We start from the raw sequence: 26554 nt of genomic DNA on the forward strand, positions 1-26554 counted from the left end.
CTATCGCGGGCAAGCCCGCTCCTACAGTTGATTTATGTCCGGCACGCTTTTGGAGGCAACCATGCGCACTCGTCCCATTCACCCTTGGCCCGTTCGCCTGACGCACTGGCTCAATGCGCTCGGCATGGTGGGCATGTTCATGAGCGGTTGGGGGATCTACAACGCCTCACCCATTTTTGCGTTCAGCTTTCCCCGGGGGATTACCCTTGGCGGATGGCTCGGCGGTTCCATCGCCTGGCACCTGGCGGTGATGTGGCTGTTGGTGATCAACGGTCTGCTCTATGTGCTGTATGGCGTGTTCAGCCGCCACTTCAAGCGTGACCTGCTGCCGGTTTCGGCCAGCGCGGTGAAACGCGACTTCCTCGATGCCCTGCGTTTTCGCCTGGCCCATCAGCATGGCCGCTACAACGCCGTGCAGCGTTTGTCCTACTGGTTGGTGTTGGCCCTGGGTGTGTTGGTGGTGCTGTCCGGTTTGGCAATCTGGAAACCCATCCAGTTGCAGGAGCTGACCAACGTATTTGGTGGCTACGATTTCGCGCGGATCGTGCATTTTTCCGCGATGGCCGGGATCGGCGCGTTTGTCGTCGTTCACCTGCTATTGGTGTTGCTGGTGCCGCGCACCTTCTTGCCGATGATTACCGGCGGTCGTCGGGAGAGTTCTCATGAGTGATCTGAATAAACGCCCGCCACGCTTGAAACTGGAGCCGGCGCAGCAGACGCAGTTGATCAACATTCAACGCCGTTCCTTGTTGCGTGCCGGGCTGACCCTGGGCGCGGTGTCGATGCTCACTGGCTGCAATCTGGAAGGCGATGAGGATGTTGTGGACAAGACCTTGTGGGCCATGTCGCGCTGGAACGACCGCGTCCAGGCGTGGCTGTTCAGCGGGCAGAAACTGGCGCCGACCTACGACAAATCGAAGCTGACCAACCCGTTCCCGTTTAACGCGTTCTACGCCGAGTACAACGTGCCGGATCTGGACATCTCGAGCTACAGCCTGGCGGTGTCCGGGCGGGTGCGGGACAAACAGCCGTGGACGCTGGACAACTTGCGCAAGTTACCGCAGCGCACCGACATCACCCGGCTGATCTGTGTCGAGGGCTGGAGTGCGATCGGTCAGTGGGGCGGGGTGCCGTTGCGGACTTTCCTCGAACACATCGGGGCGGACACCACGGCGAAATACGTCGGCTTCAAATGCGCCGACAAGTACTACTCAAGCCTCGACATGCCCACCGCCCTGCATCCACAAACCCTGCTGGCGCTGGACTTCGGCGAAGTGGCATTGCCGCCGGATTATGGTTATCCGTTGAGGGTGCGGGTGCCGACCAAGCTGGGGTTCAAGAATCCCAAGCACATCGTTGAGTTGTTCGTGACCAATGATTACCCGGGCGGGTATTGGGAAGACCAGGGGTATAACTGGTTTAGCGGGAGTTGATGTAGGAGCGGGCTTGCCCGCGATGGCCATACATCTGATACACCGCGTCAGGCTGATCGCGGGCAAGCCCGCTCCTACAGGGCAACGGAATATCACAGACAAAAAAGCCCCCGTCTGCTCACGCCAGACGGGGGCTTTTTTACAGCGGTAAACCTTAGTTCAGACCCAGCTTGCCACGCAGGGTGGACAGGTCTTCAGCCAGGGTGTTGACCGGGCCGATCAGCGCCTTGCGGTCTTTTTCGCTGACTTTGTCGTAGGTTTCAAAACCGCCATCTTTGGTTTTGTACTTGGCCAGGATCTTGTCCACGGTGGCGAAGTTCTTGTTGACCTTGTCAGCAAAGGCTTTGTCTTGCTGAGCCAGTTGCGGGTGGAACAGCTCTACGATCTTCTTCGCGCCGTCGACGTTGCCCTGGAAGTCATACAGGTCAGAGTGGCTGTAACGGTCTTCTTCACCGGTGATTTTGGTCTTGGCCACTTCTTCGATCAGGGCAGCAGCACCGCCAACCACTTTCTCAGGTGGGAAGGTCAGGCCGGCAACGCGGGTTTGCAGTTCTTTGACGTCAGCGTTCAGCTTGTCAGCCAGCTCGCCCAGACCTTTGGTGGTCTTCTCGCTGTACAGGGTGTATTCGATGCGGTGGAAACCGGTGAAATCCTTGGCGTGGACGTCATCTGCGTGGTCGTCGACGCGGGAGTCGATGGAAGCGTCCAGGTCAGCGAACAACTCAGCGATAGGCTCGATCGACTCGTAGTGAACGCGAGTGGTCGGGTACAGCTTTTTGGCGGTAGCCAGGTCGCCTTTCTTGATTGCGTCAACGAACGCCTGGGTTTCGGTACCCAGTTTGTCCAGTTGTTCAGTCACGTAGATCTTGTAGTCCGAAACCGGCCCGACCAGGTCCAGCGGCTGAGTGGCCGCGAACAGAGGTGTCTGGAACAAGCCAAGGGTAAGCAACAAAGCGAGAGGCGACTTTTTCATGGGACGTTTCCGGGTAAGGTTTTTAATGGATCACGCAATTTTTTTTGGTTTTGAAGCGTCAAGCAATGAGCGACCGATGAAATCCTGGTCACTGATGACACCGGGCAGTGTGAAGAAATAACCGCCGCCAACCGGCTTGAGGTACTCCTCCAGCGGCTCACCGTTCAGACGGGTCTGTACGGTGATAAAACCTTTTTCCAGGTCGGACTGGTAACAGATGAACAGCAGGCCCATATCGAGTTGGCCGTTTTTGTTCACGCCGTTGGAGTAGTTGAACGGACGACGCAGGATGCGGTTGCGCTCAGTGTCTGCGGTACGCGGGTTAGCCAGGCGGATGTGCGAGTCCTTGGCCGTGACCTTGCCTTCCGGGTCGGCGGCGTAGTTCGGTACGTCGCTTTCCTTGTGGCCGTCCATCGGTGCGCCGGTGGCTTTGTGGCGGCCAAAGATCGATTGTTGTTCTTGCAACGGGGTACGGTCCCAACGCTCGACGAAGTTGCGGATGATCCGCACCGCCTGGTAAGAACCGTTGGCGGTCCAGGCGGGTTCGTCGCTGTCCGCTTGTACCCAGACCAGCAAGTCCATGGCTTTCTGGCTGGTGGAATCGGGGTTGCCGGTGCCGTCGCGGAAACCGAGGAAGTTGCGCGCGCTTTCGGGCTCTTGTCCTGGCTTCAGCGGGGCTTGTGCCGGGACGGTGCCTTCCTGCTTCCAGCGCACCAACAGCAGGTCCGGGAAGGTTTTGACGATGTCACGCAGGGCGTGGATGTTGGTGTCTGGCGTGTTGGAGCAGAACTGAATGCTCAGGTCGCCATGGCACGACGCCGGGTCCAGCGCATCGTTGGGGAAATTGGCCATCAGGCTCAGGCGCTTGGGCTTGAACGCGGTCAGGCCAAAACGCTCGTCGAACAATGAGGCGCCGACCGAAACGGTGATGGTCAGGTTGTCCGGGGTCACCACCGGGCCGAGGATGCCGGAGTCGGTTGGCGGAAACTTCTCATCGACCTGCGGCACGACACCGCCGGTCATCAGGAACGTGATGCGTTCGTTCAAGGTGCGGAACAGGCGTTCGAGGTCTTCGCGGTCTGCCGCCAACACGTCGAACGACACCAGCATGCCGGCTGCCGGGCGCGGCGTGACGATGCCGGTCTGGTAGCGGCCGAGGAACGCATGGCGGTCCTGGGTCACGTCACTGTGCGGTGCTTCGGTGACTTGCACCGGTGCCGCCGCCAATACATTACCGCTCAGGCTGCTGCCCGCGAGTGCTGCGCCTGCCGCGCCGAGGCCCAACAGGACACGGCGACGCTGGATTGAATCCGGGTTGTTCGAATCTTTCATGATGTTTGTGTCTGCGCTCTATTACAGGCCGGAAAGGCCAAGTGCTGGGTCGATTCCGTCGAGTGCATCGGCCAGTACCTTGGCCTTGTCTGCGATGTGTTGACGCTGTTCAGGCTTGACCTGGTTGTACGGGAGGAACACGCCATTGCTGCTCAAGCCCTTCAACTCGCCGTCCAGCGCCGCAGTGGCGGTGTCGATGCGTTGCAGCAGCTCGCCATTCGATTTGATCAGCAGCGGACGCAGCAGCTCGATGACCTTGCGCGAGCCTTCCAGGTTGCTGGCGAAACCGCTCAGATCAAGGTGGCTGTAGCGTTCTTCTTCGCCGTTGGTGCGCACGTCGGCCAAGCCGTGCAAGGTGCGGCTGATGTTGCCGATCAGTTGCTCAGGGGCCATGGATTGCGCCAGCAGTTGCTGCTTGAGGGTCGTGATGTCGGCCTGTAAACGCTGCACCACTGGGCTCAGGCCATCGAGTTTGCGTTGGTCAAACAGCGCGTACTCGATGCGATGGAAACCGCTGAAACCAGGGTCTTGTTCGCGTTTCTCGTAGTAATCGGCGCGGGCGTTGATCGCGTTATCGATTTCGGCAAAACGCTGCGCGGCCGGGGCCAGGCGCTGATAGGCGGCACGGGCGGGGAGGTAGGCGGCTTGCGCCTGGGCCAGATCGCCCGCGTCGACTGCGGTTTGCAGCGCCGCGACAGCTTTGAGCAACGCTGAACTCTGGGTGCTCATGTACACGCGGTATTCCGACAGCGCGCCAATGAACGCCACCATCGGCGGTTTTTTGGCATTGGCCTCGGACTCAGCCGTCGGGGTGACTTTCAACGTGCCATGCGGGTTGCTCAGCAGGCCGCAGGTGATGCTGTAGTCGCCGGGTTGCAGGTTGGCGTTGATCACCACGCTCAGGCCTGGGGCAATGTTTTCACGCTCCTCCAGCACCATGATGCCGTCGAGGATTTCCCATTCAACGGCACGGTCAGACAGGTTGACGATACGAAACGCGGTACGCCCAGCCGGTACGGTCAACGCATTCGGCTCGCAGTTGTGGGCGTGAATGGTGACGGTGGTTTCGGCGCTGTTGTTCAACTGGCGTTTGTGGCTGGCAGCTTTCGACGCGTAATAAAACAGTCCACCGGCCGCGATCATCACGATCACGGAGCCAACCATTGCCATTTGCAGCGCGCGAGGCGGCTTGGCCTTTTCAGGAAGCCCAGAGGGGAAGTTCGACATGGGTGCCCTTATTTGTTCAACACAGAGGAAGATTGAGGTGCCGCCGATTTGGCCGGCGCGCTCGCCGCCTTGGGAGGTGGCAGGAAAAACAGAACCAGGGCGCCAATCAGGTAAATCAGGTAGACGCTGAAGGTGCTGACGGTCGGGGTGTCCTGATAGCCGAACATGCCCGCCAGAACTGAACCCACCGGGCCGTCCATTGGCAGGACGTTGCTGACGTCAAACACCACAGCCTGCCAGTGATTCCACAGCCCGGCTTCATGCATGGCGCGAACCGAGGTCGATAAGATGCCGGCCGCGACCACCAGGATGAACAGGCCGGTGTAGCGGAAAAACATCGCCAGGTTCAGGCGCATGCTGCCGGTGTAGAGGGCGAAACCGAGGGCAATCGACAGCAGCAGGCCGAGCAGTGCGCCCAGCGGTGCGCCGGGGCCTTCGCTTTGCTGGAATACGGCGAGCAGGAAGAACACCGTTTCGAGCCCTTCGCGGGCCACGGCGAAGAACACCATGGCAATCAGTGCGTAGACCTGGTTTTTCGAGGTCGAAAGCGCGGCCTCCAGCGAGGCGTGCAGCTCGTGTTTGATCGAACGCGCAACCTTGCGCATCCAGAACACCATGGAGCTGAGAATGATGACGGCGATAAAACCGACAATCCCTTCGAACAGTTCTTGCTGACGTTGCGGGAATTCGGCGCTGACCATTTCCAGGCCGCCACCGACCAGCAGCGCCAGGGCTGTTGCGAGAAACACACCGATCCAGACGGCGGGCATCCATTCGCCACGGCCAGTCTGTTTCAGGTAACTGGCAATGATGCCGACGATAAGCGCGGCTTCAATCCCCTCGCGCAGCATGATCAAAAAAGGAACGAGCATGTTTCACCAAAATCAGTTCTGTAGGGCAAGCCAACGGTTGTTTGAAGCGTTCTTCAGTGCCGATGGCAATGTGTAACATAATGATACTCATTATTGAATGCGGATAGTTGTTTTTCAACATTTTCCGTCGTTATTTGGCTGTTCAGGTGGGGTTCAGCAAACGTGTTGGCCAGTTCGGCTTAGGCGATAGTGGGTTTCGCCGAGTGGATCGCGAAGATCAAAAGCGACGGCGATGGCGGCTTGTCCGACTCATCGCGTCGCTTCATTTGCAGGCAAGTCTGGGGCTTAAACTATCCGGCGCACCGTATCGTCACGACGCACAAAGTGGTGCCACAGTGCGGCCACCACATGCAGGCCGATCACGTAGTAGAAGATCGTCGCCAGCCACACATGCAGATGTGCAAACGACTCCGCCATCGGCTTCGAAACTTCAAACGGTGAGGGAATCGCCCAATGCGTCAATGGAATCGGCAGTGCGCCGTTGCCTGCCAGCACGGTCGAAACCCCTAACAACGGCTGCACCAACAGAAACGCGTACAACGCGTAATGCGAAGCGTTGGCCAGCCAGTGCAGGGCACCTTCGAGCGGCGGGGTGATGCCGGGTGGTGTATGCCGACGACGTTCGGCGATACGGAAAAACGCCATCAGTAAGACCAGGATGCCGACCCAAAAATGGCTCTGGATCACCAGGGTTCGAGCGTCTGTGCCCTTTTCAAATTGTGTGCGGCTAAGCATCAGGATGTACGCCAGCACGATCAAGCCAGCCATCACCCAATGAAGCCAGCGGGCTTTGGCGCTGTAGCGTTGAGTCAAAGAGGTCGTATTCACGGTGAGATTCCAGAGAATGATTTTTTTCAGTGCACAGCAGAACCCAATGTCTGCCGTATTCAGGAGTAAGAACACTCCACGCCGGAAATTATTCAACCCCTGGTCGTCTCATTTTGGTTGTTTGCGATTGAAGAGGCCAAAGCACTGCCCATCAATCCATTCGGATTGCCTGAGCTATGTCCTGTTGCTTGAATAGCTCGGTTTAACCTCGGTACCTGACAATAGGAAATTTCCAGTTTTTTTTTATCGTGATTTGTACTTACAAAGCCGTTGAAACCGCTTTGACAGGTTTTGTATTTGGATCCAACCTGTACCCCTGACAGACGTGCCCTTGCAGGACTTCAGGGAGGAATAGATATGCTTTCCAGTGGTTACGCGGATCAATTCACTCACCGTCAGAGTTTTGTCGATCGTCATGAGTTCGGGGGCAGCCCCGCGTTAGTGATCTTCGATTGTGACGGGGTGTTGGTGCAGAGCGAGGAAATTACCCTCAGCGTACTGGCCGATCTATTCAATGCGCATCTGCTGGAACAGCAACACCCGGCACACTTGAACCCTCGCGACTGCATCCAGCGCTTCAGGGGCCGAAAGCTCGGCGTGTGCCTCGCCGAGCTTCAGCGCGAATACGGTGTTGAATTACCTTTCTATTTCGAAGCGGCCTTGCGGGTGCAGGCCCAAGCGGTTTACCAAACCGATCTACAAGCGACCGAGGGCATTCTGGACGTGCTGTCCTGCCTCAATACTCGCATCTGTGTCGCTTCCAGTGCGCCGCGCTCGAAGGTCGAGGTGTGCCTGAAGCTGACCCGGTTATGGCCCTGGTTCGAAGGCAAGGTGTTCAGTTGCTATGAGCTGGGCCAATGGAAGCCTGACCCCCTGGTGTTTCAGGTCGCTTGCGCCCGCTATCACGTCGAACCTGATCAGGCGCTGGTCATCGAAGACAGCGTTCCAGGCGTGCAGGCAGCGGTGGCTGCGGGCATTCCGGTGCTGGGTTTCGGACCCGCCGATCGCCATTCGGAGTTGCGAGACGCCGGCGCGACGCCCTTCTCCAGGATGAGTCAGTTGCTCGACCTGCTTGGCTGAGCACTTCACTAACGAAAGGAATCATTAACATGGAAGCTACGGACTTTGTTCGCCTGCTGAAAAACATGCACCCCGATTCCGAGGTGTGGCTGGATGCTTCACCGACGGGCTATACCGCGTTGAGGCAACGGCTATTGATGTGTTATCCACAGGTCCGAGTCTTCACCGAGGAGCTGTTGCCTGAGCGGTTTTCCCCAGGCCTGGCGGGCGTCAGCGGCGCTACCACCAATCCACGGCTGGTGGCCTCGACCATTATCGACGATCAGGAACACTGGTGGCCCCGGATCCATGCGTTGCATCGGGAAAATGATAACGCGCAGATTCAGCAACGCCTGCACGCCGAGTTGATCGGCCAGGGTGCGGGGTTGCTCAAAGGGTTGTGGCACAAGAGCGGGCATCAGCAAGGCTGGCTGTCGGCGCAAGTCAATGCGCTCGATGTTCACTCGACTGAACGCATGGTCCAGGAGGGGTTGCTGTTGGCGCGGATAGCGCCGAACGTCTTGGTCAAAGTACCGGGCAGCGGTGCAGGTTATGCGGCCATCGAACGCCTGGTGGCGCAAGGCTGCTCGATCAACAACACCTTCTGCTTCAGTATGTCGCAGGTGGCGGCCGGCATTGAAGCCATTCGTCGTGGGCAAGTGATCGCGCTTCGCAATGGCAGGGACTTGAGCGCGTCACGCTACGTCATCACCTTCATGATCGGGCGCTGGGGCGGTGAGGCGTTGCTGGATTGGCAAGCCGAGCAGCAGGGCATTCATCTGACGCCGCTGGACAAGCGTTGGGCGGAAATCGCGATCTATCAAACCATCCAGGCCTTTATGGCGCGCCAACTGAGCCCCGCCAGGCTGTTGCTGTCCAGCATCAAGGTCGACCAGGCAGCAGATGGCAGTCGACAGTGCTGGCATCTGCAAAAAACCGGCGAACACGAGACCCGCTACACCCTGACCGCCGAGATCATCGAGTTTCTCGTACAACGAGAAGCCGAGGGCAAACCGCTGCAACCGGAGCGCGATAACGCGATTCCGTCCACCACGATGCGCAAGTTGATGCAGTTGCCGTACTTTCGCGAGTCTTGTTTCGAGGGCGCCATTGCGCCAGCGGATTTTGCCCGGCAACCGGCCTTCATCCGTGCGCGCCACGAAGCCTGCAAGGCCCACCGTCGGTTGGGCGATTTTATCGTGAGCGGGCTGGCAAGTAAGGCCAGCGATCATTTGACGCACTGGTCGGGTCGGTCAGCGCCGGTCAATCCACAGGCACGTCCGGGAGCCGCGACATGAACCGGATGATCGCCTTGTGGGCGCACCCACGCTCGCGTTCGACGGTGCTGGAGCGGGTGTTTATCGAGCGTGGGGATTTTCTGGTATTCCATGAGCTCTTTGCCCACATGGCCTTTGACCAACACTCGGCGATCCCCTCGGATAACCTCGATTGCGGGCTGCCCACCACCTACGAAACCATCAAGACAAAGCTGCGTTTGGCGCGCCAGGATGGGCACGTGTTCCATAAGGACATGGCGTATCACTGTCTGGATGACCTGAAGGCAGACCCTGACTTTTTACTCGAACAGCAGCACGTTTTTATCATCCGTGAACCGGGTCGCTCGATCCTGTCGCATTTTGCGATTTTTCCGCAGATGCCTCTCGCCGCCATAGGCCATCAGGCGTTACACGAGCTGTTTTGCCAGCTCTCCCACCTGACTGGAAAAATCCCCTGGGTGATCAATGCCGACGACCTCGCCCGGCATCCGGTCGAGACCGTGCACCGGCTGTGCGACTACCTTGAACTGGAGTTTTTACCCCATGCGATGAGCTGGGACAAAGCCTGTCCACCGCAGTGGTTGCCTTGGCGAAGTTGGCACAAGGACGCCGAAGACAGCACCCGGATCAGCGCACCCTCGGACGAGGCATTTGACCCGCAACTGCTCGCGCAATACCCGCAAATGAAAGCCTATTACGACTATCACCGGCCGTTTTATGAGCGCATGAACCAATTTGCCCATGGAGGGGAAACGCATGAATAAGGTTGTAATTACCGGGGCCGCAAACGGTATCGGCAAAGCCACTGTAATGGCGTGCCTGGCGCAAGGGTTTTATGTCATCGCCGCCGACAAGGACATGGCTGGGCTCGAACGTCTCGCTGCGCAAACGGGGCGGGAAAATCTGGAAACGCACTACGCCGACTTTTCCGATTTCTCGACCATTGAGACGTTCATTCCAGACCTGTATGACCGACATGAGACGTTGTATGCATTGGTCAACAACGCGGGGCTGTATTACGGCAAAAGCGTTTATCGCTACAGCAACGTAGAGATCGACGAGGTCTGGGCGGTCAATCTCAAGGCGCTGATTTATCTATCGAAAGACTTTGCCAGGCGCGAGATGGAACACCACGCCTTTCGCAGCATCGTCAACGTGACTTCGGTCGCGGGTGAAGTGGGCAGTTGCGATGCGCTGTACGGCGCAACCAAAGCCGGGGTCATCGGCTTGACCAAGGCCAATGCCTGGAACTTCGCCCCCTACATTCGGGTGAACGCGGTGTCGCCGGGACTGGTGCATGACACTGCCATCTATGACCGGATACCCGATCACCGGCGAGACGAGTATCAACGTCAGGAAACCCTGGATGATCCGATTACCCCATCAGGCGTGGCCGATGTGATTGTGTTTTTGCTGTCGGAAAAAAGCAGGCATCTGACCGGAAAAATCATTGCAGTGGATAACGGTGCTTACCCGCGCTAGCTCAGTCCACATGATTGAGGGAGCAGACCATGTACAGAAAAAAATTACTGATCATCGGTGCTGGCAACTTGTGTCTGCAAATCCTGCAAATCCTCGCCCCGCGCAATACCTTTCAATTCTGTGTCGGCAGTCGAGATCTGGAAAAGACCACGCGTATGTGCAATTTGATCCGACTGGGCGCGTTGCAGTTGGGCGTGAACTGTTCGATCTCCGCGCTGGAAATTAATCTGGATGACATTGACCGCACCGCTGAAACTCTGGCTGCGACCAAACCCGACTTGATCGTCAATTGTGCGTCCCTGCAATCATGGCGAATCATTACTCAATTGCCGAAAGCTCATTTCGAGGCACTCGATCAAGCGCAGTTCGGACCCTGGCTGCCAATGCACCTGGCACCGGCTTACAACCTGATGCAGGCGATCGCCAAGTCCGGTCTGCGGCGCTCTGGTGTTGCGGTCATCAATGCCGCTTTCCCTGATGCCGTCAACGCGGTACTGGGTAAAGTCAACCTGGCGCCTGACATCGGTATCGGCAATGTCGCCAACCTGATCCCGGCCACGCGCATGGCCATAGCCAAACTGGGCTCGGTGTTGCCGGAACAGGTGCAGGTGAAACTGGTTGCCCAGCACTACTTCAGCCACTACGTACCGCGCGCCGGGCTTCCGCCCCAGGCGCATTACAATCTCACCTATCGAGTGAACGGTGACGACTGGACCGGCAAACTACAGGACGCGCACATTTTTCATCTGGTGCGTACCGAGTTTCGCCGTCTGGGCGGCGTCGACGGCCAATTTCTCACCGCTGCCTCGGCGGTGTCGGTGATCAGCAATATCTTCTCGATGGACGAAGTAGAGGTGCATGCCCCGGGTCCACACGGTTTGCCGGGAGGTTATCCCGTGAAGCTTGGCATGGGGCTAGTAGTGCTGGCGTTGCCGAACGGGTTCAGCCGGGCAGATGCCATCGCCCTTAACGAGCTTGGCCAGTGTCAGGATGGCATCGAGTCGATTAAACCTAACGGCAGCGTGCAGTTCGAGTCGAAGCAGACGTCGATCATGAAAGCGCAACTGCGCTTCGATATGCCCTTCATGAGGCTCAACGATGTACATCAATGGGCCGACGAATTGGGCCAGAAATATAAAAGCTATGCCGAAAAGGCTCGGCAAGGTTACCCCGTATGGCGCTGACACCCCCGGTCAACGCCAGCGATTACCCGTGAAAGGAATCAGGCCATGTCCAACGTTCTGTATTCAAATGATGTCGCCGAAACCAGTGTTCATGCCAGAACCGGTGGCGACGCCAATTATTCCCGTCAATACACCCGTGACTTCGTCGACCATTGGGACGAGTTGATCGATTGGCAAAAACGGGCAGAGGGCGAGGGCTCGTTCTTTGTCGATCTGCTGCACAAGAGCGGCGCCCGGCGGGTGATTGATGTGTCCACCGGCAGTGGCTTCCACGCCGTGCAGTTGCGCAAGGCGGGCTTCTATGTGGTGGCGTGCGACGGCAGTCCGACCATGGTCGAGCGCGCCGATGCCAATTTTAAAAAGCACGGTGTTTCCATTCCGATTCGCCAGTCTGACTGGCTGGAGCTGGACAGTCGTGTGCTAGGCACTTTTGATGCGGTGGTGTGCCTGGGCAGTTCGCTGTGTCACGTGTTCGATGAGCAGACGCGCCACGAGGTGCTCAAGCGTTTTCGCAGCCTGCTCAAACCCGGTGGTTTGCTGATTGTCGATCAACGCAACTTTCAGGCGATTCGCGCCGGCAAGTTCAAATCATCCGGTCGGTATTACTACTGTGGCACCTCGGCCAAGGTCGGGTTGGGCGAAGTCAGCGATGAGGTGTGCGAGTTCGTTTACACCTTCAGTGATCGGACCACGTTCAGTCTCCGGGTGTATCCGATCCTGCCGGCACAACTGCGTTCGGAAATCGAGCTGGCCGGTTTCAATCAACATCGATCGTACGGCGATTTCAAACCGATTTATGACGTCATGAGTAGCGACTTCATTGTCCATAGCGCCTTCGTCAGCTGATGGCGGATCAACCAGCATCACGAGGAGTCCTCATGACAACCTTTGCAGTGGATGTACCGACATCACGTGCCAACGGTGTGGTACTGGCAATCGTACTCACCGGTTTTGTCGCCAGCACCTATGGTTTTGGCGTGTACCTGTTCGCCAATTTGGTGGTGGACATGCGCCGTGACCTGGATTTTGGTTACACCACGGTGGGGTTGATCACGGGCGGTGCGCAGGTCGGGTTCTTGAGCTTTTCATTTCTCACCAGTTACATCAGTCGATTCGTCGAAGGCTGGAAAATCAGCCTCTGTTCCACCGCGGTTACGGCACTGGCGCTACTGGGGTTGTGCGTGAGTGATAGCGTTCTGTTGTCCGGGATGCTGTTGGTGTTGCTCGGCGGCTGTTCTGCGTCGGTCTACATTCCGCTGGCGGAAATCGTCGCCAAGAACTTTCCGGTCGATAAGCGCGCCCGCACCATGGGCCTGATTTCCAGCGGCACCAGCTATGGGGTATTCATCAACGGACTGCTGGTCAGTGCCTTGACGATGCATCAGGGATGGCGCGGCATCTGGCTGACGGCCGGGCTGATCTCGGTGGTGTTGTGCGTCGTTGCCTGGATCTTGCTGCGCCGTACCCCTCAGTCAGTCGAGCCGCGGGTGGTGTCATCGAATACCGAATCCGGCGCACAAAAGTGGTTGAGTCGCCCACTGTACTTGATGTGGCTGGTGGCCTTTCTCAACGGCCTGACGTTACTGCCCTTTCAAACCTACCTGGCGCCGTTCATGCGCGACGAACTGGGTATTTCGGCGACCACCACCGGTTGGGTGTGGTCGACCATTGGTGCCGTGGGCATGGCCGCCGGGTTTCTGGTGGGTTGGATCGCCGACCGGATCGGCGTGCGGCGGGCGCTGATTCTGTGTTTCGCCAGCGCATGCCTGGCCAGCGCATGCGTCTATCACTTCTCCGACAGCGGCTATTTCTACCTGGCCGGGTTTCTGTTTGCCTTGGCGTTTTATCCGGTGTTTGGCCTGGTGCCGACCTACCTTGGGCAAATCGTCGATGTCAGCCGCCTGACCCAGGCCTTTGGCATTGCCAATGTGTTGATTGGGCTAGGCGGTATCTGCGGTAATTTCCTGGGCGGCGTGTGCAAGGACCTGCAAGGTTCGTTCGCGCCGATCTACATGATTATTTCACTGCTCTTGTTGGTGCAATTGCTGGTGGTCGCGACGCTGCCGGAGCAACTTCGGCAACGTTGAAGGCGGGCGGTTAAACCAGGGACGGTGATTCATGAACATGAAACCTGCGAACGCTGCAGCTTTAGAGTAAGTCGTCTAAAAAAAATCCCGTGGCGTTATTCTCTGTCATTATTAGTTATTCCACTCATGACAGGAGTGACCCCATGCCTATTAGCCAGATCAAAATCGATGCGATTCGCTTGGTGGGTGGTGTGGCTGTGTTGGACTTCCTGAACAGCTGTAATGGGCGACGTCCAGGAACGACACTTGATGAAGTAGTCGACAGTCTGTTGAGCCTCGAAGACGTGGTGTACTGGTTTCACCATGCTCAGGTAATCAGTTCAGAAGAACTCGCGCAGTTTCTGACATTGCTCCCGACGTGGCCCTCTACTCATATCCATGCATTCGAGCAGTTGATTTCGTTTCGCGAAGGTCTCTATCAGCTGTTTTTCCCGATTGCCGAAGGTCGGCGCATGACGGCTGCCAGTCTGCAGTTCCTGAATAACGCGCTGGTGGACACGGCGCCCCAGCGTCAATTGGCGTCGGTGGGGCATGCGGCGGTGTGGAGTTGGCGTCACTGCAACAGCATCGACGAGATGACGGCGAGCATGATCGGTCGTCTCACCGTACAAGCCGCATCGCTGCTGACCTCCCCGGATTTGGCCCGCCTGAAGATCTGTTCAACCCAGGCCTGTGACTGGTTGTTTGTCGATACTTCGAAAAACGGACGCCGGCGGTGGTGCCAGATGAATATCTGCGGCAGCCGGGAAAAAGCCAAGAAGGCGTTGTCGGTCCATGACCATTAGCGCCTGAAAGCATGAGCTGACGGCGCCTTCACTTATCGTACTTGGCCTGTAACTGCTTCGCCATTTCCAGATGATGTTGCAGTTTGGGCAATGCCTCTTTGACGAACGCAGTCAGCTCCGGGGTCTGCGAGGTCTTCATTTCATTATTGAACAGCTCAATGGTGTCTTCGTGAGCTTTCACCTGATTGTTCACATAGGCCTTGTCGAAAGAACCGTCTCGATACTCCAGCACCGTTTTTTTTGCCCGGTCCATGAGTTCGGTTTCCTTGGCCATTGGCACTTGCAGGCCATTGGCAATGGACGCCAGTTTCTTGTTCGCGGCGGTGTGGTCTTCGATCATGGTTTGCGCAAAGCTCTTGATGTCGGCTGACTGGCTTTTTTCCAGGGCCAGTTGGCTGGTCTGGATTTCTGCTATGCCCTTGGCGGACGCATCGTCGACAAATACCGCGGGGGCAGCAGCCTGTGCGGTGACACTGGCGATACTCAAGAGCAACAACAGACCGGTTGCACCCAGGAAGTGAGTGGGAAGTTTCATGGGCAAAATCCTCGTGGCGGCAAAAACAGTTCAACAGTGAAAGGTGGTCAGGCGGGAATAACCATTCCCGCCTGGGGGAACGCTTACTTGCGTCCACCGGTGTGGCTGTGGTCGCCACCTTTTTTGCCAGTATCAGATGCTTTTTCGCGATCACTGACCATGTTGCCGCCAGCACCGGTTCCTTTTTTACCGGTGTCTGACTGCTTGCCGCCGGTCATGGGTTTTTTGGTAGTTGGCATGATCCATTCACCTCGAGCGTCATAAGGAGTAATGCGAGGCACAGGCCTCGTAAAACTGTGAAGTCATTCGCCACAAATGGTTTAAATAATTGAACGGAAAGCCGATGAACGGTGAAAGAGTATCGGCTGAATCGTTTTAATAAACGCCCCTGGCCTGGTGTGCTCAGCCTAAGTTTGGAACCCGCGGCGGTGAGAGGCTTCCTATGTCTTGAACGTGAACGTGGAGTATCAACATGAGCGATCTACGCATCGGTATTTCGGGATGGCGGTATGTGCCTTGGCGAGGCGATTTCTATCCGCAAAAGCTGACGCAAAAGAACGAACTGAAGTTTGCCTCGAGGGCAGTCAACAGCATTGAGATCAATGGTTCGTTCTATTCGCTGCAATCGCCGGATTTGTATTCACGCTGGTGCGCCGACACCCCTGACGACTTTGTGTTTAGTGTCAAAGGGCCGCGGTTCATCACGCATATGCGTCGTTTGAACGATGTGGAAACACCGTTGGCAAACTTTTTTGCCTCGGGCATTTTTCAGCTCAAGCGCAAACTCGGCCCGATCCTTTGGCAATTCCCGCCCAACTTCAAATTCGAGGCGCAAAAGTTCGAACACTTTCTCTCCCTGCTGCCGCATGACACCCAACAGGCTAAAGCCTGCGCACGTGGCTGTGACGGGCGGATGGAGAAGTCCGGATACCTGGACATTCCTGCCAGGGGCCGTGTTCGTCACGCTGTGGAAATTCGCAATGAAAGCTTTGTCACCCCGGACTTCATTGCGTTGCTGCGCAAGTACAAGACTGCCGTGGTCGTCGCCGATACGGCAGGGAAATGGCCAAATGTCGAAGACCTCACCACTGATTTCGTTTACCTGCGTCTGCATGGTGACAAGGCGTTGTACGAAAGCGGCTACACGCCGGCCGCACTGAAACGTTGGGGCGACCGTATCGACGCCTGGCGTCAGGGCTCGCAACCGGAGGATGCGCACCTTGTCAGTGGCAAATCGGGCCGTGCCCGCAAGTCCCGGGATGTGTTCTGCTATTTCGACAACGACATCAAAGTCCGCGCACCTTACGACGCGCGCAAGCTGTTGCAGCGCTTTGGCCTGGATAAACACCTGGCGGTGGCGCCGGGGGATTTGCGAGGGCTGGAGTTATGAATTGAGAATTGAATCGCCTTTGCAGCGGCGCGGCGACCCAACAAGCGACCTCTCAAAAAATCAGCAAAACCCAACCAAAGCCTTCGCCAACAAGTTGGCTCCCGCAGAATGTACAGAGGTCCGTTTCAATGTTTGCAACGCGACAGCTCGGCCGCCTCAACTAATAATAGAGCGGCAGAAAATGACGCGACTTGTCATACACTAAAAGAGAAAATCGTTCAGTAACGACTACATGAAAGTGGGAGAGCTCGATGCACATTGGATTAGTGGGATACGGCAAGGGCGGGCGTTATTTTCACGCGCCGTTGATCGCCAGCCTGCCTGGCGCGAACTTTGTCGGGGTGGTCACCCGCTCTGCGGAACGCCGCGAGGAATTGGCCCAGGACTACCCGAACGCGCGCGCTTTCGACACGCTCGCTGACCTGGTTGCCAGTGGGGTCGATACCGTGGTGATCTCCACCCCGCTGGCCTCGCGCCGAGCGCTGATTCTCGAAGCCATCGAACTGGGCGTGGCGGTGGTCAGCGATAAACCCTTCGCCAATGATGCCGCACAGGCCCGCGAACTGGTTGAAGCCGCCGAGCGCAAAGGGGTCCTGCTCAGCGTGTACCAGAACCGTCGTTGGGATTCGGACTTTCTCACCGTGCGCAAGTTGATCGCTGACGGCAGGCTGGGTCATGTCACTCGTTTCGAATCCCGCGTCGAACGCTATTCGCCGCGTTCAGTGGGCAAGGTCGCGGGCGGCGGCATGCTGCGTGATTTGGGCAGCCATTTGGTGGACCAGGCGCTGCAATTGTTCGGGCCGGTGTCGCGGGTCTACGCCGAGCTGAATTTCGTCAGCGCCGAAACAACCCTTGATCATGCGTTCTTTGTGGCACTGACCCATGCCAATGGCGTGACCTCGCACCTGTGGGGCAGTTGCTTGCAGCATGCGCCGGGGCCGCGATTTAGGGTCAGCGGTTCCGCCGGCTGTTACAGCGTTGATGGGCTGGACGGCCAGGAAGCGGCGTTGATGGCCGGTTTGTCGCCGAAAAGCCTGGGTCAGCGCTGGGGCGTCGAGGAGCCGGATCGTTGGGGCTGGCTGGAGCAAGGCGAGCAGCGCGAGCGTATTGCCTCCGAGCGTGGTTGCTGGGATGAATTCTATCGCCAGGTACAGGAGGCGGTGCAGGGCAAAGGCCGGAATCCGGTTGAGCCGCATGACGCGGTGATCTCGGCAACGGTGCTTGATGCGGCGCGATTGAGTGCCGAGCAAGGGCGCGTGGTGCATTTATAGGGTAGCTCCACGCTTCGCGGCGGTCCGACCCATGGGGCGGGCTGCCGGCCGAGGCGAACTTTTGTGCCAATTTCGGATCAACGTGGGGCGGGTTCGTGTGCGAAAGACCTGTTTCAGGCGCTCTGTCTGATCAATCAGACGACTTGTTGCGTAAAACCACTTCAATTATGTTGCTGTGACTACGAGCCGGCCTTAGACTGCCGCCCCTCATAAATTGAGTGCCAGGTGGCGCTTGGAGACTATGGCGCTTTTGCGGCAACGCTGAGTCGCTCACTAATTCGCCTTAATGCACGTATTTTTTATAGAGAAATCAATGACAAAGGATAAGTTGCTGGCCATGCCGGCCGATGACTACATGAATGCAGAGCAGCACGCCTTCTTCGTCGAGCTGCTGCAAGCCATGAAAGTCGAGATCCACGAGCGCATCGAGCAGAGCCGTATTGCTATCGAGAGCCTGGACACGCCTGCTGATCCTGCAGACGCGGCTTCGGTCGAAGAAGAGCGCCACTGGTTGGTCAACATCATCGACCGCGACCAGCGCATGCTTCCGCAACTGGAAATGGCCCTGGCACGCATTGCCGATGACAGTTTTGGCTGGTGCGACGACAGCGGCGAGCCCATTGGCCTCAAGCGCCTGCTGATCAGCCCGACCACCAAGTACTGCATCGAAGCTCAAGAGCGTCACGAGCAGATCGACAAGCACCAGCGCCAGGCCTGATATCGGCTTGCGCGACCGGGGCCTCCAACGAGGCCCCGGTAAAGTCGTGTCTGGCGTTTGAGATCAAGCCCGCTCCTGCATGGAATATCGAGTTGAAGGAACGGGCTTGCCCGCGATCGGTTTGACGCGATGTGTCATCGTTAAAAAGTACGACTAATTACTCTTGGCTTATGGCGAATGTCTGGCGTTTAATGCTGGCATAACAACATAAATGCTGAGGTAAAAGAACATGGCTGGAGACGGAACTCTCGCGGGCGATTTGGGCTCACAGGCGCACACCGCAAATGCCGAACACCTCACAGGGTCACGCTGGTTGCGACCGATCCTGCAAAGCCTGGGTGTGTGTCTGTTGCTGCTGGCCATGGCTTTCTTCGATCTATCGATTTATCTCTGTCTGCCATTGGCGCTGCTGGTGGTCTGGCTGCCCCAGGTCCTGACGAAGGCGGCAACGCCGGAACTCGCCCCGCGCAACGATAGCGCGATCTCTGCACTGGCTCGCGATTTGTCCCGAACCACCAGCCATAACGCGCTTTCAGCTGCGGCAGTGGCGTTTTCCGTGCGCCAATTGGCGGCCAAAGTGCAATCGCAACTCGATGCCGCCGAGCAGATCGTCAGCAGCGCGGATGTGATGATCACCACCGAACAGGTTACCTCGCAGCTCAGCGTTCAAGCCCTCGGCGCGGCCAGTGAAGCGCGGCAGAGCAGCGATGCGGGACGTAGCGTGCTGGCCGAGTCCATCAGCCGTATGCACCAGTTGAGTCAGCGTGCGATCAACAGCCGTGAGCTGATCGAAGCCCTCAACCAGCGCAGTGCGGACATCCAGCGTGTCACGTCGGTGATTCAGGCGATTGCCAGCCAGACCAACCTGCTGGCGCTGAATGCCGCGATTGAAGCGGCGCGGGCAGGCGAGCACGGGCGTGGTTTTGCCGTGGTCGCCGATGAAGTCCGTGGTTTGGCCGGACGCACCGCCAGCGCCACCGAAGAAGTCGGGCAGATGGTTGCCGACATTCAGCAGCGCACGGGGCAAGTGGTGGAGCAAATCCGCCAACTGTCCAGTGATCTGGACAGTGGCGTGGCGCAAGTCGAAGACACCGGCCAGCACCTGGACAACATCGCCCGCCTGGCAGCCAGTGTAGAAACTCAGGTCAGTGAAATCGCGGCGGGGGCGCAAACCAACCAAGTGCAACTGGCCAGCCTGTTCACTGCGGTCGAGCAGATGCGCGGTGATCTGGCGATCAGCGATGAACAGACCCGGCAGTTGGCCAAGGCTGCTGTGCAGATGGAAGGGCAGGCAGAAACCATCAGCGAGCGTCTGGCACAGGTTGGGCTCGACGATTATCACCAGCGGATCTACGACCTGGCGCGAGAAGGTGCACGGCAGATTGCGACGCAGTTCGAAATCGACATCGAACAGCGCCGGGTCAGCCTCGAAGACTTGTTCGACCGCAGTTATCAGATGATTGCCAATACCTCACCGAGCAAATATCAGACGCGTTTCGACCGTTACGCGGACCAGGTGCTGCCGGCGATCCAGGAGCCCTTGCTCGCGCGCCATGAAGGCCTGGTGTTTGCCATTGCTTGTACTCAGCAAGGTTACGTGCCGACTCATAACAAGGTATTCAGCCAGCCGTTGACCGGCGACATCAAGCTCGACACCGTGCAAAACCGCACCAAACGCAAGTTCGACGACCGCACCGGTATTCGCTGTGGCAGCCATCAGCAGCCGGTTTTGCTGCAAACCTATACCCGTGATACCGGTGAGCTGATGCATGACTTGTCAGTACCGATCATGGTCAAGGGGCGTCACTGGGGTGGGCTGCGTCTGGGCTACAAACCCGAGGGGCAGGCGCAAAAGCGCATGTAAGACATTTCCTTGAATTTAGGTGAATTTTCCTCTGCGGTGTAGGCGTAATCCGCAGGGGAAGAGCATCGGCGTGTTCCAGGTCTGTCACTGGCTTATTTGTCGGATGACATAAAGTGCGCGCCCGTCGCGCCGAATACGGTGGATTTGCAAGAGTCTTAGTGAGTGGAGGGTTCTGAGTTCCATAATGCGCGTGGGATAAGTCTGAAATATTGCGATGTTCTTGACGCCGACCTGATGCTGAGCAAGCTGTTTTAAATCAACGCACATTTTTGATTTAAGCAGTCTGACTCTCAGCTGCACCTTACAGGCGGTAACATTATGGACTATCCCCATGAAACTTCAGGGTTGGCTGACAGCCAGCCCCTTGAACAGCACGGCGTTACCATGCGCCTCGGCCTGTTCTTCGACGGAACAGGTAATAATCGAATCAACACGCAAATCGCAGCCGACTGCGGCGCGCAACTAGCGGCGAACAAAAACACTCATATTCCTGGGTGTTACGGGCATCACAATAATCCCGACAGTAGTTATGCCAATGACTTCAGTAACGTTGCCAGATTGTATGAGCTTTATTATCAACGGCCCGTGGCCAAAGAAACTGCCCATGGCTGGCAAGTAGTCAAGCCTATTTATATCAGCGGTGTAGGCACCACATCGGGCAAAGGTGATTCGGTGTGGGCTGGCCTGACGCTGGGGCGTGGCAGTACCGGGGTTCTGGCAAAAGTCGCCAGTGCGATAAGAAAGCTCGAACGGGAGTTGCTGGGTTTTGCCGCGAGCAATCCCGGTTGTGTGATCGACGCGCTGGAGTTCGATCTGTTCGGTTTCAGTCGCGGCGCCGCGGCCGCCCGGCATTTCGCCAATGAAGTGCTGAAACAGGCCAAGGGGGCGCTGGGGCCGGTGTTAGGTCAGCGGCACATTCCGTGGGCGTCGGGTTTCGCCTGGGATAATGGCAGTGTCCGGCTCAAAGTGATTGGACTGTTCGATACCGTAGCGGCCGTTGGCGGGCTTAAAGACCTGGGTAACGTCAGGGATGCGCACAATCCGCAGATCAATCTGTACCTGCCCCCCGGCGCCGCGCAACAAGTGCTGCATTTGGTGGCCGGCGATGAACAGCGGCGCAATTTCGTCTTGAATAGCGTGGCGCCCGACTGGCCCAGGGAAATCGTCCTGCCCGGTGCCCATTCGGACATCGGTGGGGGCTACCACCTGCAGATGCGGGAAAAAGTGCTGCTGACGCGACCACGACGCAGCGTTGTCAGTAACGATACGCCCTGTCACGCGTCTATAGCCTGGAAGGAGACTCAAGCGGAGTTGCAGGCCATGGACGGCAGCCAATGGCTTGATCCATTGGACCTGAATGCCTCGCTGCGGATCGAGTGCCATGAACGCCATCCGCGAGCCGGCAGTAGCAAAGTCGGGGTCAAGGCGGTGGTGGCAGCGGTCAGTATGGAGCGGCGGGTCTATGGCCACCTGTCGCGGGTTCATCTGCGGGTGATGCACGCACTGGCCTGTGCCGAGGGCGTACCGCTGGAGCCGGTGCCTGAGACGGCGGTGTTGAGTCTGACGCCGGAATTGCAGGTGATTGCGCAGAAACTGATCGCGTATGCCCTGGGCGGTCCGTATAGCCTCACTGAACACGAACAGCGGTTGTTGCGCCGACGCTATATCCATCGCTCTGCCCACTGGAATGCCGCCATCGGTGGCAAGACCAGCATGAGCACGGCACTGTTCGTCCATGCTCCGCAGGCGGATGGGCGGGCTCGTCATCCGAATAGGGGGCAGCCGGGTTACCCGTTTTAGCGCGACCTGTGCAGCAGCACGTTCAATTCATCGACCACCGGCGCCCAATCGGCGTCCTCGCGCAACTCTTCCTTGAGGAATCGTGCTTGTTGTGGGGTCCAGAATTCGGCGTCGATGAGTTTGACGTCGTTAGGCAGGGTGTGGTTTTTGACAAACGCGTCGATACTGGTCTGGTCAGAGCCGAGGCCCAGTTGAGCGAACAAATTGTGCAGGGTGTGGTTGCCGGGTTCCATGTCATCTCCAGGACGGGTGAGCCACCCGTGCTATAAGCCGAGCCACGGCTCAATCCGTGGCAAAGCATCTGAGACCCTGGTTCGGCAAGAGTTCGCCGGGATGTCTGAACGGTGCGCGTCCTGGCATCGGTGGCACTGAGTCAGGCGTTCAAGGCACCGGCGTCGACGGCGGTTTTCAGTTCCTGGGCCGACTCTTTTGCTGCGGTGGCCGCGACCTCGGCGGTTTTGAACCAGCGGTCTTTCTCGACCTGATGATAGCTGATGGCGCGTTTCCCTTCTTTGGCGCGCATTACGATGACAGCCTGGTACTCTCCGTCGACCTCCCTGGACTCACCCCAGATGAAGAACTCGCCGATATCAAATTCAGTCACTATTACCTTCCTATGGATAACGAGTTGCTTCTTATGGCGCGCTGGTGCGGCACCTGTTGTTGTGATGTCAGCGAGTATGGCAGTTGTTGAGGTACTGCGGGCTGGCTTTACTGTTCGCAGGCGTGAATAACGGGCGGCAAATCGGGCATCAACTTGGCCATGCGGATGCAGCGGACGAAAGGTATATACCCGAGGGACCTCGCTAGCCGGTAGAATCAGGTTTTCACTGATTGATTGATCGTTTAGCCTCTTCTGACACCTGAAAGGGTGATTTCCTGCAAGATTGGTAGTCAGGATGACGAGACGCAGAGACGGTTATCCTCTACTCTTCTGCGCGTGGCCGCAGGCCGACCCTCGTAGTGGAAATCCATCATCTTCCTCGACGGGCCGGAGAGTGCGGGGCAGGGTGAATTCAGTTTTTTTTCAGGCCGTCGTTTCGTTCAGTAACCATAGGTTGTCAACAGTGCCTTGCGGGCCGTTCTCTGTGGTGCCCGGAGCATCCCTGGCAGGGTCATTTTCAAGTTTGAGGATTTTTCATTGGCAGTAAGTAATCTGGATATGCACGCGTTATTCGTACTGGGCGATCTTCGCGCCCAGTTGGTCAAGCAATTCCAATCCCGTTTTGTTTATGTCACCGAGCAATCCGCCGAAGGCATTTACATTGCTGAAATCGATACCGAATCGGCGCTGGTGGTGGACGACAAACCGCGTCTGGAGCTCAAGGTCGGCGATCATTTCCGCGCCGCCGTATTGCCCAGCCGTGAAGGTGGCAAGTTCGAAATCAAATTCCGCGACATCAAGCTGACAGTCTATGGCCTGGGCGAATATGCCTTTGTCGATACGGCCGAAGGCCACGGCATTGTGTTCAAGGAAGGCCATACCGTGGTCACCGTGTTTGCTGCCCAAGAGCAGTTGCAAGGTACGCTGACCAAGACCTTGAAGGCCGTTACCGCGAAAGCGGCGAAGTGGCGCAAGGGTGAACTGACCTTCAAGGCCAGCGACAAGTAGTCAGCGTGTGCCGGGGTCACCTTCGTCGCGACCACCGCTGACTTCAGGCGGTACGTCGTCGCCGGCCATGCGTTTGCGAAACAGGCCGGTTCGGGCCAGCAGCAAGGTCGTGACCGGAACCGTGATCGCCAGCAATACCGGGATCAACCATGCGTGCAGTACCGGTTCGCGGTTGAGTGCCGAGAAGTAGATGATCGACGCCAGCGCCACACACCAGGCCCCCAGGGTGGACGCCAGAGCGGGCGGGTGCATGCGCTGAAAGAAATCCTTCATCCGTAGCAGGCCGAGTGCTCCGGTCAGGGCGAACAGGCTGCTGGCCAGCAACAGCACGGCGGTCAGGGCCTCGACCCAAAATGGTAGTGCATCGGGGGTGTTCATTCGATCACCTCGCCACGCAGCAGGAACTTGGCCAGGGCGAACGAGCCGACGAAGCCGAACAGTGCGATCAGCAAGGCCGCCTCGAAATACATGTCGCTGCCGTAGCGGATGCCCAGCACCAGCATCATCAACATGCCGATGATGTACAGGTAGTCCAGCGCCAATACCCGGTCCTGGGCTGTCGGGCCTTTGAACAGGCGAATCAGGGTCAGCACCATCGCCGCGACAAAAATGCACAGGCTGGCCAGTGTTGCGTTGGCGAGCAGGGTACTCATTGGAAGATCTCCATCAGCGGGCGTTCGTAACTGCGCTTGAAGTGCTCGATGAAGCGCGCCTCATCGTCCAGATCGAAGACGTGCATTAACAACACGCTGCGGTCCAGCGCCAGTTCCGACCAGACCGTGCCGGGCACCAGTGTGGTGATCATCGACAGCACCGCCAGGCCATTGGCATCGTGCAGGTCCAGCGGCACTTTGACGAACGCCGAACGTGGCGGATGACGCTGGCTGGTCCAGACGCTACGGAACACGGCAAGGTTCGACATTACTGAATCGGCCATCACCCGCAGCAACAGCTTGAGCATCACCCAGGGTTTACCGATCTTGACCGGCAACGGCCGCAGCGGAGCGCTCAGCACCGGGGCGATAAAGCCCAGCAGCGCGCCCAGCAGCAGATTACCGAGACTCAACGATTGATTGAGCAACAGCCACAACAGCCATAGCGCCAGCGACAACCAGGGAGCGGGGAGCAGACGCTTCATGGCTGTACCTGCGTGTTGAGGGCGGCGGTCGGGCCGGGCACCGGTCGGGTGGCCATTACCGACAAGATGTACTGTTGCGGGTCATGCAACGCCTGGGCGGTGTCCTGGGTGTAGCGCAGCACGCCTTCGGCCTTGAATGTCAGGGCGATGCACAGGCCCAGCAGGATCATGATGGGCAGGCATTCGTAGCTGCGCAGTGCGGGTGAAGGGCGTTCCTGCGGGCTCCAGAAGCGCGAAATTCCGACCCGCGCAAACGCCAGCAGTGAGGTCAGCCCCGAGAAAATCAGCAAGGCGATTAGCCCCCAGCTGTGCGCGGAAATGGCCTCATCCTTGGCCACATCCAGGCCCAACGGATTGAGCAGGGCGCTGAGCAAAGTCAGTTTGCCGATGAAGCCGGACAGCGGCGGCATGCCGATCAGCAACAGCGCGCAGATGATGAAACTCAAGCCGAGAAACGCCATGGTCATCGGGATCACCTGACCGACCATGGCCTGTTGTTCGTCGTCGAGGTTGGTGCCGGGCGGTGGGTTGAGTGATTCCAGGGCTTTGGGCAGCTGGTCGACGTCGTCTTCGAGTGAAAGCTCGTTGGCCGAACGTGAGCGTTCGATCAGTTCGGCCAGCAAGAACAGGGCGCTGAGGGTCAGGGTTGAACTGACCAGGTAAAACAGAGCGCCCGCGGTCAGGCTCGGTTGGGCGAAGCCGATGGCCGAGAGCAGGATGCCGGCCGACACCAGAATGCTCAGGCCGGCCATGCGCTCCAGGCGTTGCGCCGCGAGAATCGCCACCGCCGAGGTGAAGATCGTCGCCATGCCGCCGTAGATCAGCCAGTCACCGCCAAAGTACGCCGAGGCGCCGGCTTGCCCGGAGAACAGCAAGGTCGACAAGCGCAGCAGGGTATAGACCCCGACCTTGGTCATGATCGCGAACAATGCCGCCACCGGCGCACTGGCCGATGAGTAAGAGGGCACCAGCCAGAAGTTTAGCGGCCACATGCCGGCCTTGGCCAGGAATGCGGTGGCCAGAATCGCCGCACCCGCGTGCAGCAAACCACGATCAGCCTCTGCCACCAGCGGGATCTTGATTGCCAGATCGGCCATGTTCAGGGTGCCCGTGACCCCATAGATCAGCGCCGCGCCAATCAAAAACAGCGATGACGCCACCAGGTTGATCGCGATGTAATGCAGGCCGGCCGAGACCCGCGCGCGGCCCGAGCCGTGCAGCATCAAGCCGTAGGACGCCGCCAGCAGTACTTCGAAAAAAACGAACAGGTTGAACAGGTCGGCGGTCAGGAAAGCGCCGTACAAACCCATCAGCTGGATCTGGAACAACGCATGAAAACTGGCGCCGGCGCGATCCCAGCGGGCCATGGCGAACAGCAGCGCGCAGGCACCGACGATGCCGGTCAGCACCAGCATCAAGGCCGACAGATGATCCACCACCAACACCAGGCCGAACGGCGCTTCCCAGTTGCCCGGCAGGTACACGCCGATCGAGCCGGTGGTGCCATCGTGCTGGACCCAGCTCAGCAAGCAGATCGAAATGCCCAGCCCGATCAGGGTCGAGAGCAGGTTGATTCGTGCCTTGAGCGCTCGATGCTTTTCCCCCAGCAGCAACATCAGGGCAGCGGTCAACAGCGGCAACAGAATGGGCGCGACGATCAGTTGATTCATCAGCGGTACTGAAAACA

29 protein-coding genes are annotated in these 26554 nt (G+C 58.0%); 16 read left to right on the forward strand and 13 right to left on the reverse strand.

From position 1 onward, the window contains the following. The first annotated feature begins 61 nt into the window (after positions 1-61). Both ACF0H7_RS08225 and ACF0H7_RS08230 read left to right on the forward strand, forming a co-directional pair. Positions 62-670: a cytochrome b/b6 domain-containing protein gene (locus ACF0H7_RS08225; protein ID WP_397452266.1), complete on the forward strand. Its 609-nt coding sequence runs from the start codon at positions 62-64 to the stop codon at positions 668-670. After that, positions 663-1433 (forward strand): molybdopterin-dependent oxidoreductase, encoded by a 771-nt coding sequence (locus tag ACF0H7_RS08230; RefSeq protein WP_397452267.1) that lies wholly within the window; start codon positions 663-665, stop codon positions 1431-1433. Before ACF0H7_RS08225 ends, ACF0H7_RS08230 begins: the two co-directional genes overlap by 8 nt. Before the next feature lie 154 nt (positions 1434-1587). On the opposite strand, the gene efeO (ACF0H7_RS08235) is transcribed toward ACF0H7_RS08230, so the two are convergent. The 5 genes from efeO (ACF0H7_RS08235) to ACF0H7_RS08255 all read right to left on the reverse strand — a co-directional run bounded on the left by efeO (ACF0H7_RS08235) (position 1588) and on the right by ACF0H7_RS08255 (position 6665). Next, positions 1588-2406: an iron uptake system protein EfeO gene (efeO, locus tag ACF0H7_RS08235; RefSeq protein ID WP_397452268.1), complete on the reverse strand. Its 819-nt coding sequence runs from the start codon at positions 2404-2406 to the stop codon at positions 1588-1590. Between the two features lie 30 nt (positions 2407-2436). Beyond that, entirely contained in the window at positions 2437-3738 is a 1302-nt protein-coding gene (gene efeB, locus ACF0H7_RS08240) for an iron uptake transporter deferrochelatase/peroxidase subunit (RefSeq protein ID WP_397452269.1), read from the reverse strand. A gap of 21 nt (positions 3739-3759) precedes the next feature. Continuing rightward, a complete protein-coding gene (gene efeO, locus ACF0H7_RS08245; RefSeq protein ID WP_397452270.1) occupies positions 3760-4965 on the reverse strand; it encodes an iron uptake system protein EfeO in 1206 nt (401 codons plus the stop codon). 8 nt (positions 4966-4973) lie between these two features. Continuing rightward, positions 4974-5837 (reverse strand): iron uptake transporter permease EfeU, encoded by an 864-nt coding sequence (efeU, locus tag ACF0H7_RS08250; protein ID WP_397452271.1) that lies wholly within the window; start codon positions 5835-5837, stop codon positions 4974-4976. 285 nt (positions 5838-6122) lie between these two features. Next, on the reverse strand, positions 6123-6665 hold the full coding sequence (locus ACF0H7_RS08255) for a cytochrome b (RefSeq protein ID WP_397452272.1): 543 nt from the start codon (positions 6663-6665) through the stop codon (positions 6123-6125). Positions 6666-7022: 357 nt separating this feature from the next. On the opposite strand from ACF0H7_RS08255, the gene ACF0H7_RS08260 reads away from it, so the two are divergent. The 8 genes from ACF0H7_RS08260 to ACF0H7_RS08295 all read left to right on the forward strand — a co-directional run bounded on the left by ACF0H7_RS08260 (position 7023) and on the right by ACF0H7_RS08295 (position 14539). Further along, the gene (locus tag ACF0H7_RS08260; RefSeq protein ID WP_397452273.1) at positions 7023-7745 is read left to right on the forward strand and encodes an HAD family hydrolase; all 723 of its coding nucleotides are present in this window, start codon (positions 7023-7025) and stop codon (positions 7743-7745) included. A gap of 29 nt (positions 7746-7774) precedes the next feature. Then, positions 7775-9022 carry a transaldolase family protein gene (locus ACF0H7_RS08265; protein ID WP_397452274.1) on the forward strand — a complete coding sequence of 416 codons (1248 nt, stop codon included), beginning with the start codon at positions 7775-7777 and terminating at the stop codon, positions 9020-9022. After that, positions 9019-9765 (forward strand): sulfotransferase family protein, encoded by a 747-nt coding sequence (locus ACF0H7_RS08270; protein WP_397452275.1) that lies wholly within the window; start codon positions 9019-9021, stop codon positions 9763-9765. Before ACF0H7_RS08265 ends, ACF0H7_RS08270 begins: the two co-directional genes overlap by 4 nt. Next, the gene (locus tag ACF0H7_RS08275; protein WP_397452276.1) at positions 9758-10483 is read left to right on the forward strand and encodes an SDR family NAD(P)-dependent oxidoreductase; all 726 of its coding nucleotides are present in this window, start codon (positions 9758-9760) and stop codon (positions 10481-10483) included. Before ACF0H7_RS08270 ends, ACF0H7_RS08275 begins: the two co-directional genes overlap by 8 nt. Positions 10484-10512: 29 nt before the next feature. Continuing rightward, on the forward strand, positions 10513-11667 hold the full coding sequence (locus tag ACF0H7_RS08280) for a hypothetical protein (RefSeq protein WP_397452277.1): 1155 nt from the start codon (positions 10513-10515) through the stop codon (positions 11665-11667). A gap of 45 nt (positions 11668-11712) precedes the next feature. Further along, positions 11713-12513 carry a class I SAM-dependent methyltransferase gene (locus tag ACF0H7_RS08285; protein WP_397452278.1) on the forward strand — a complete coding sequence of 267 codons (801 nt, stop codon included), beginning with the start codon at positions 11713-11715 and terminating at the stop codon, positions 12511-12513. Between the two features lie 32 nt (positions 12514-12545). Beyond that, a complete protein-coding gene (locus tag ACF0H7_RS08290; RefSeq protein WP_397452279.1) occupies positions 12546-13754 on the forward strand; it encodes a nitrate/nitrite transporter in 1209 nt (402 codons plus the stop codon). A gap of 143 nt (positions 13755-13897) precedes the next feature. Further along, on the forward strand, positions 13898-14539 hold the full coding sequence (locus tag ACF0H7_RS08295) for a CGNR zinc finger domain-containing protein (protein ID WP_397452280.1): 642 nt from the start codon (positions 13898-13900) through the stop codon (positions 14537-14539). 28 nt (positions 14540-14567) lie between these two features. On the opposite strand, the gene ACF0H7_RS08300 is transcribed toward ACF0H7_RS08295, so the two are convergent. Both ACF0H7_RS08300 and ACF0H7_RS08305 read right to left on the reverse strand, forming a co-directional pair. Beyond that, positions 14568-15074: a DUF4142 domain-containing protein gene (locus ACF0H7_RS08300; RefSeq protein ID WP_397452281.1), complete on the reverse strand. Its 507-nt coding sequence runs from the start codon at positions 15072-15074 to the stop codon at positions 14568-14570. Positions 15075-15157: 83 nt separating this feature from the next. After that, the gene (locus tag ACF0H7_RS08305; RefSeq protein ID WP_397452282.1) at positions 15158-15313 is read right to left on the reverse strand and encodes a general stress protein; all 156 of its coding nucleotides are present in this window, start codon (positions 15311-15313) and stop codon (positions 15158-15160) included. Positions 15314-15546: 233 nt separating this feature from the next. Here ACF0H7_RS08305 and ACF0H7_RS08310 point away from each other — a divergent pair, with 233 nt between their 5' ends. The 5 genes from ACF0H7_RS08310 (at position 15547) to ACF0H7_RS08330 (ending at position 22117) form a co-directional block, all read left to right on the forward strand. Next, positions 15547-16464, forward strand: a complete 918-nt coding sequence (locus tag ACF0H7_RS08310) for a DUF72 domain-containing protein (RefSeq protein ID WP_397452283.1) — start codon at positions 15547-15549, stop codon at positions 16462-16464. Positions 16465-16715: 251 nt separating this feature from the next. After that, complete coding sequence (locus ACF0H7_RS08315) at positions 16716-17735, forward strand: Gfo/Idh/MocA family oxidoreductase (RefSeq protein ID WP_397452284.1); 1020 nt, start codon at positions 16716-16718, stop codon at positions 17733-17735. 313 nt (positions 17736-18048) lie between these two features. Continuing rightward, positions 18049-18453, forward strand: coding sequence for a TraR/DksA family transcriptional regulator (locus ACF0H7_RS08320; protein ID WP_397452285.1), 405 nt, complete (start codon positions 18049-18051; stop codon positions 18451-18453). A gap of 628 nt (positions 18454-19081) precedes the next feature. Further along, positions 19082-20317 (forward strand): methyl-accepting chemotaxis protein, encoded by a 1236-nt coding sequence (locus tag ACF0H7_RS08325; protein WP_397453859.1) that lies wholly within the window; start codon positions 19082-19084, stop codon positions 20315-20317. Positions 20318-20635: 318 nt separating this feature from the next. Next, positions 20636-22117, forward strand: a complete 1482-nt coding sequence (locus ACF0H7_RS08330) for a T6SS phospholipase effector Tle1-like catalytic domain-containing protein (RefSeq protein ID WP_397452286.1) — start codon at positions 20636-20638, stop codon at positions 22115-22117. On the opposite strand, the gene ACF0H7_RS08335 is transcribed toward ACF0H7_RS08330, so the two are convergent. Both ACF0H7_RS08335 and ACF0H7_RS08340 read right to left on the reverse strand, forming a co-directional pair. Continuing rightward, positions 22114-22350 carry a DUF2789 domain-containing protein gene (locus tag ACF0H7_RS08335; RefSeq protein WP_397452287.1) on the reverse strand — a complete coding sequence of 79 codons (237 nt, stop codon included), beginning with the start codon at positions 22348-22350 and terminating at the stop codon, positions 22114-22116. The two genes, ACF0H7_RS08330 and ACF0H7_RS08335, sit on opposite strands and share 4 nt — an antisense overlap. 140 nt (positions 22351-22490) lie before the next feature. Then, entirely contained in the window at positions 22491-22721 is a 231-nt protein-coding gene (locus ACF0H7_RS08340; RefSeq protein WP_397452288.1) for a hypothetical protein, read from the reverse strand. 537 nt (positions 22722-23258) lie between these two features. Between ACF0H7_RS08340 and ACF0H7_RS08345 the strand changes: the two genes are divergently transcribed. Further along, the gene (locus ACF0H7_RS08345; protein WP_397452289.1) at positions 23259-23729 is read left to right on the forward strand and encodes a hypothetical protein; all 471 of its coding nucleotides are present in this window, start codon (positions 23259-23261) and stop codon (positions 23727-23729) included. Here ACF0H7_RS08345 and ACF0H7_RS08350 read toward each other — a convergent pair whose 3' ends face one another. From ACF0H7_RS08350 to ACF0H7_RS08365, 4 genes are read right to left on the reverse strand one after another with little or no spacing between them, the layout of a single operon-like run. Next, complete coding sequence (locus ACF0H7_RS08350; RefSeq protein WP_397452290.1) at positions 23730-24107, reverse strand: Na+/H+ antiporter subunit G; 378 nt, start codon at positions 24105-24107, stop codon at positions 23730-23732. Continuing rightward, positions 24104-24382, reverse strand: a complete 279-nt coding sequence (locus tag ACF0H7_RS08355) for a K+/H+ antiporter subunit F (RefSeq protein WP_397452291.1) — start codon at positions 24380-24382, stop codon at positions 24104-24106. Before ACF0H7_RS08355 ends, ACF0H7_RS08350 begins: the two co-directional genes overlap by 4 nt. Beyond that, a complete protein-coding gene (locus ACF0H7_RS08360; RefSeq protein WP_397452292.1) occupies positions 24379-24867 on the reverse strand; it encodes a Na+/H+ antiporter subunit E in 489 nt (162 codons plus the stop codon). Before ACF0H7_RS08360 ends, ACF0H7_RS08355 begins: the two co-directional genes overlap by 4 nt. Next, positions 24864-26537 (reverse strand): monovalent cation/H+ antiporter subunit D, encoded by a 1674-nt coding sequence (locus tag ACF0H7_RS08365; RefSeq protein ID WP_397453860.1) that lies wholly within the window; start codon positions 26535-26537, stop codon positions 24864-24866. Before ACF0H7_RS08365 ends, ACF0H7_RS08360 begins: the two co-directional genes overlap by 4 nt. Positions 26538-26554: the final 17 nt, after the last annotated feature.

This window comes from Pseudomonas sp. NA-150, assembly GCF_044336365.1.
Classification (GTDB): domain Bacteria; phylum Pseudomonadota; class Gammaproteobacteria; order Pseudomonadales; family Pseudomonadaceae; genus Aquipseudomonas.